Genomic DNA, 5,176 nt, shown 5'->3' on the forward strand with positions numbered 1-5,176 from the left:
GCCGGTCACGGCCGGCGAGGTCGCCGCCGCCCGCCGCGGCGCGCTGCGGCGGGCCGCCCTCGTGGGTGCGGCCGCGCTGTCCCTGCTGCTCCCGCTCTGGACCGCCGTGCCGTCCGGGCGCGCCGCCGCGGCGCTGCTGCTGGTGCTCGCCGCGCTCGCCCTGGCCCGCCTCGCCGCGGTCGTGGCGGTGCGCGTGCCGGGCCGCGAGGGCATGGACGAGATGGGGCGTGCGGCTCTCGTGGTGCTCGTGGCGGTGGCGGTCTGGGCCGGTGCCGTCCTGGCCGGGCTCCCGGACCGCGTGCCGGACGGCGCCGGGCCGCGGGCCGCCGCACTGGCCCTGGCGCTGCTCGTGGTCGGCGCCCTGCTCCTGGCGGGATGGGTGCGCTCCGCCTGGGCCCTCGTGGTCGTCGTGGCCGCGGCGGTCCTCGGGGGCGCCGCGGCCTGGGTCCTGTGGTCCTGGACGGGCGGACCCGGGTCCTCCTGGGCGGACCCCCTGGCCGTGGCCGGGGCGGGGTACGCGTGGGCGGCCGTCCTGTGGTGGGCACCCTCGGAGCGCATGCTGCGGCGGTACGGGCCCGGCGAGGAGCTGCTGCCCCGCCGCTGAGCCGGTGGGGCGTGCGCCGGACGTGGCGTGCGCCGGCGGACGCGTGCCCCGGGCGGGCCAGGCGTCAGAACAGGCCGGTGACGCGCCCGTCGTCGTCGATCCCGATCCGCTCTGCCGCCGGGGACGTGCCCAGGCCGGGCATGGTGCGCATCGTCCCGCAGATGGCGTAGAGGTAGCCGGCGCCCACGGCGGCGCGCAGTTCCCGGACCGGCAGGGACCACCCGGTGGGCGCTCCCTTGCGGGCCGGGTCCGCGGTGGTGGACAGGTGGGTCTTGGCGATGACGACCGGCAGCCCCCCGTAGCCGAGCTCCTCGTAGCGGGCCAGCTGGTGCTCCGCGGCCGGGGTGATCTCGAGGCCGTCCGCGCCGTAGACGCGGGTGGCGACCGCGGTGAGCTTGTCCTCGAGGGACTCGGTGAGCCCGTAGGTCGGGGTGTACCCGGCGGGGTGCTCGCACGCGGCGGCCACGGCGTCGGCGAGCTCGGCCGCTCCGGCCCCGCCCTGGGACACCGCCGTGCACACCGCCACCTCCGCCCCGGTCGCCCGGGCGATCCGGCGGATCGCCTCGTGCTCCGAGGGGTGGTCCCCGGGGAACGCGTTGATCGCCACGACCGGGGAGATCCCGAAGGACCGGGCGATCGCCAGGTGGTGCAGCAGGTTGGCCGCCCCCGCCTCCACGTCCTCGGGGTTCTCCTGGAGCATCTCCGCCGGCAGCGCCTTGCCCGGGCGCACGGTGTAGCGGCCGGAGTGGGTCTTCAGCGCCCGCACCGTGGTCACGAGCACCGCCGCGTCCGGGGTCAGGCCGGAGGCCCTGGCCTTGACGTTGACCAGTCGCTCGAGACCCATGTCCGCGCCGAACCCCGCCTCGGTGATGACGTAGTCGGCGTGGGCCATGGCCACGTAGTCGGCGACCACGGAGGAGTTGCCGGTCGCGATGTTGCCGAACGGCCCGGCGTGGACCAGCGCCGGGGTCGCCTCGAGGGTCTGCAGCAGGTTCGGCTGGAAGGCGTCCTGCAGCAGCACGGCCATGGAGCCGGCGGCCTTGAGGTCCTCCGCGGAGACGGGTTCGCCGCCGTGCGTGGCGCCGACCACGATCCGGCCCAGGCGGCGGCGCAGGTCGGCGAAGGACGTGGCGAGCGAGAGGATCACCATCACCTCGGACGCGGCCGTGATGTCGAAGCCCGTCTGGCGCGGCACACCGTCCTGGTGGTCGCCGAGGCCCACCACCACGGTGCGCAGCGCCCGGTCGTTGACGTCCAGGACCCGCCGCCACGTGATCGAGCGGACGTCCAGGTTCAGGGCGTTGCCGTGGTGCAGGTGGTTGTCGATCATCGCCGCCAGCAGGTTGTGGGCGGCCGTGACGGCGTGGAAGTCCCCGGTCAGGTGCAGGTTCAGCTTGTCCATGGGCAGCAGCTGGGCGTACCCCGCTCCTGCGGCGCCGCCCTTGATGCCGAACGTGGGGCCCATGGAGGGCTGGCGCAGGGTCAGGGCGGCGGAACGGCCGGTGGCCGCCATGCCCTGGGCCAGGCCCACCGCCGTGGCCGTCTTCCCCTCGCCGAGCGGCGTGGGGGTCAGCGACGTGACGACCACGTACCGCACGCCCCGGGCGTGCTTGCGCTCGGCGGCCTCCTCGGGGGTGGACACCTCGTCCGGGCGGGGGTCGACCTTCGCCACGAAGCGCCCGTAGGGCTCCAGGCGGTCGGCGGCGATCCCGGCGGCGGCCGCGATCTCGGTCACGGGGCGGGGCCGGGCGGCCTGGGCGATCTCCAGGTCCGAGGGCAGCGGGGCTGTGACGTGCGTCATGCGCCCAGTCTGCGGGACCGGGGTGCGTCCCGGCGAGTGCCCCGCCGTCGGTGACGGAGCACGGGTCCCCGTGGCGCGGTCCGGGCACAGGCCCGGGCGGGCCGTCCCGATACAGTGGAGGACGATGAAACTCCTCGAAGCCCTCTCCTCCGAGCTCGGCACGCCGGGCCACCCGTACTACCGCGGCGACTTCGCCACCAACGCCCTGTCCGGGGACGAGGTCTACGAGGGGTTCCTCGGCTGGATCGCCTCCCGGGACATGGAGCTCTACCCCGCCCAGGACGAGGCCGTGCTCGAGTTCGCGAGCGGGTCCAACGTGATCCTCGCGACCCCGACCGGGTCCGGGAAGTCCACGGTGGCGGTCGCGGCGCACTTCGCGGGTCTCGCCGCCGGGCAGCGCTCCTACTACACCGCCCCGATCAAGGCGCTCGTGTCCGAGAAGTTCTTCTCGCTCGTGGAGATCTTCGGCGCGGAGAACGTCGGCATGGTCACCGGCGACTCCGCGGTCAACGCCGCCGCCCCCATCATCTGCTGCACCGCGGAGATCCTCGCCAACGTCGCCCTGCGCGAGGGCCGGGACGCGGACGTGGGACCCGTGGTGATGGACGAGTTCCACTTCTACTCCGACCCGCAGCGCGGCTGGGCGTGGCAGGTGCCGCTGCTGGAGCTGCCCCAGGCGCAGTTCCTGGTCATGAGCGCCACGCTCGGGGACGTCTCCCGCTTCGAGGAGGGGATCACTGAGCTCACGGGGCGCCCGACGACGACGGTGTCCTCCGCGGAGCGGCCCATCCCGCTGCACCACTACTGGTCCGAGGACCCCATCCACGAGGCCCTCGAGGAGCTGCTGAGCACCAACCAGGCCCCGGTCTACGTGGTGCACTTCTCCCAGCTGCAGGCCATGGACCAGGCCCAGAACCTGATGTCGGTCAACGTGCTGACCAAGGAGGAGAAGGAGCGCATCGGCGAGCTGATCGCCGGGTTCCGCTTCTCCGCCGGCTTCGGCAAGACCCTCAACCGCCTGGTCCGCCACGGCATCGGGGTCCACCACGCCGGGATGCTCCCCAAGTACCGCCGGCTCGTGGAGCAGCTCGCCCAGACCGGGCTGCTCAAGGTCATCTGCGGCACCGACACCCTGGGGGTGGGCATCAACGTGCCCATCCGCACCGTGGTCATCACGGCGCTGTCCAAGTTCGACGGCGAGCGCACCCGCCGGCTCAACGCCCGCGAGTTCCACCAGATCGCCGGCCGGGCCGGGCGGGCCGGCTACGACACCGCGGGCACCGTGGTGGTCCAGGCCCCCGAGCACGTCATCGAGAACAACAAGGCCATGAAGAAGGCCCACGCCAAGTTCGGCGACGACCAGAAGAAGCTGCGGCAGGTGGTGCGGAAGAAGCCGCCGCAGGGCTTCGTGTCCTGGGGGAAGCCGACGTTCGAGACGCTGGTCGCCGCCGAGCCGGAACCGCTGAGCTCGTCCTTCACGGTGACCCACTCGATGCTGCTCAACATCCTGCAGCGCCCCGGGGACCCGGTGCTGGCGGCGTGGCACCTGCTGACCCACAACCACGAGACGCGGCAGCGGCAGCGCGCCCTGCTGAAGCAGGCCATCGGGATCCTCAAGGAGCTGCGCGCCGCCGGGGTCGTCGAGAAGCTCGACGAGCCCGACGCGGAGGGCCGCACGTGGCGGCTGACCGTGGAGCTGCAGGAGAACTTCGCCCTCAACCAGCCGCTGTCCCCCTTCGCCCTCGCCGCCCTCACCCTGCTGGACCGGGAGGACCCCGGCTACGCCCTGGACGTCGTCTCCGTCATCGAGGCGACCCTGGAGAAGCCCCGCCAGGTCCTGAACATGCAGGAGAAGAAGGCCCGCGGGGAGGCCGTGGCGTCGATGAAGGCGGAGGGCCTCGACTACGACGAGCGGATGAAGGAGCTCGAGGACGTCAGCTACGCCAAGCCGCTCGAGGAGCTGCTGGGCCAGGCGTTCGAGACCTACCGCACCGGCGCCCCGTGGGTGGCGCAGTTCGAGCTGACGCCCAAGTCGGTGGTGCGGGACATGTACGAGCGCGCCATGACGTTCGGCGACTACGTGCAGTTCTACGGTCTCGCCCGGTCCGAGGGCATCCTGCTGCGCTACCTCTCCGACGCCTACAAGGCGCTGCGCCAGACCGTCCCGCTGGACCTGCTCCGGGAGGACCTCGAGGACCTCGTGGAGTGGCTGGGCGAGCTCATCCGGCAGATCGACAACTCGCTGCTCGACGAGTGGGAGAAGCTGGCCGCCGGGGAGGAGTCCCCCATGGGCACCTCCGCGGACTCCCTCGAGGAGCTCATCGACGAGCAGCCCCCCGTGATCACGTCCAACCCTCGGGCCTTCCGGGTCATGGTCCGCAACGCGCTGTTCCAGCGCGTCGAGCTGTTCGCGGACGAGAAGGACAAGGTCCTGGGCGCCCTCGACGGCGAGCACGGCTGGGACCGGGACCGGTGGGCGGACGCCATGGACGCGTACTTCGCGGAGCACGAGGACATCTACACGGACCCCCAGTCGAGGGGGCCGGGGCTGATCCGGATCGACGAGCAGCCCGAGGGCCTGCCGGGATACTGGACCGTGGTGCAGGTCTTCGACGACCCGGACGGCCACCACGACTGGGGCATCAACGCCCGCATCGACCTGCGGACCTCGGACGAGGACGGCTTCCCCGCCGTGGTCGTGGACAACGTCGGGCCCGTCACCGAGTCCGGCCGCTGAGCCGGGTCCGCCCGCCCGGCGGTCCGACGACGAC

At 73.1% G+C, this 5,176-nt stretch carries 3 protein-coding genes; 2 read left to right on the forward strand and 1 reads right to left on the reverse strand.

Going from position 1 to position 5,176, the window contains the following annotated elements:
- Nucleotides 1-604 (forward strand): hypothetical protein (locus ACYVM4_RS17860; protein ID WP_460669406.1); only part of this gene is annotated, 604 nt, incomplete at its 5' end.
- Between the two features lie 64 nt (nucleotides 605-668).
- Here the strand turns inward: ACYVM4_RS17860 and ACYVM4_RS17865 are convergent.
- Nucleotides 669-2,405, reverse strand: coding sequence for a formate--tetrahydrofolate ligase (locus tag ACYVM4_RS17865; RefSeq protein WP_460669407.1), 1,737 nt, complete (start codon nucleotides 2,403-2,405; stop codon nucleotides 669-671).
- A 124-nt stretch (nucleotides 2,406-2,529) separates the two neighbouring features.
- On the opposite strand from ACYVM4_RS17865, the gene ACYVM4_RS17870 reads away from it, so the two are divergent.
- Nucleotides 2,530-5,142, forward strand: coding sequence for a DEAD/DEAH box helicase (locus ACYVM4_RS17870; protein ID WP_460669408.1), 2,613 nt, complete (start codon nucleotides 2,530-2,532; stop codon nucleotides 5,140-5,142).
- The last annotated feature ends 34 nt before the right edge of the window (nucleotides 5,143-5,176 follow it).

The sequence above is a fragment of the Kocuria himachalensis genome, assembly GCF_054784195.1.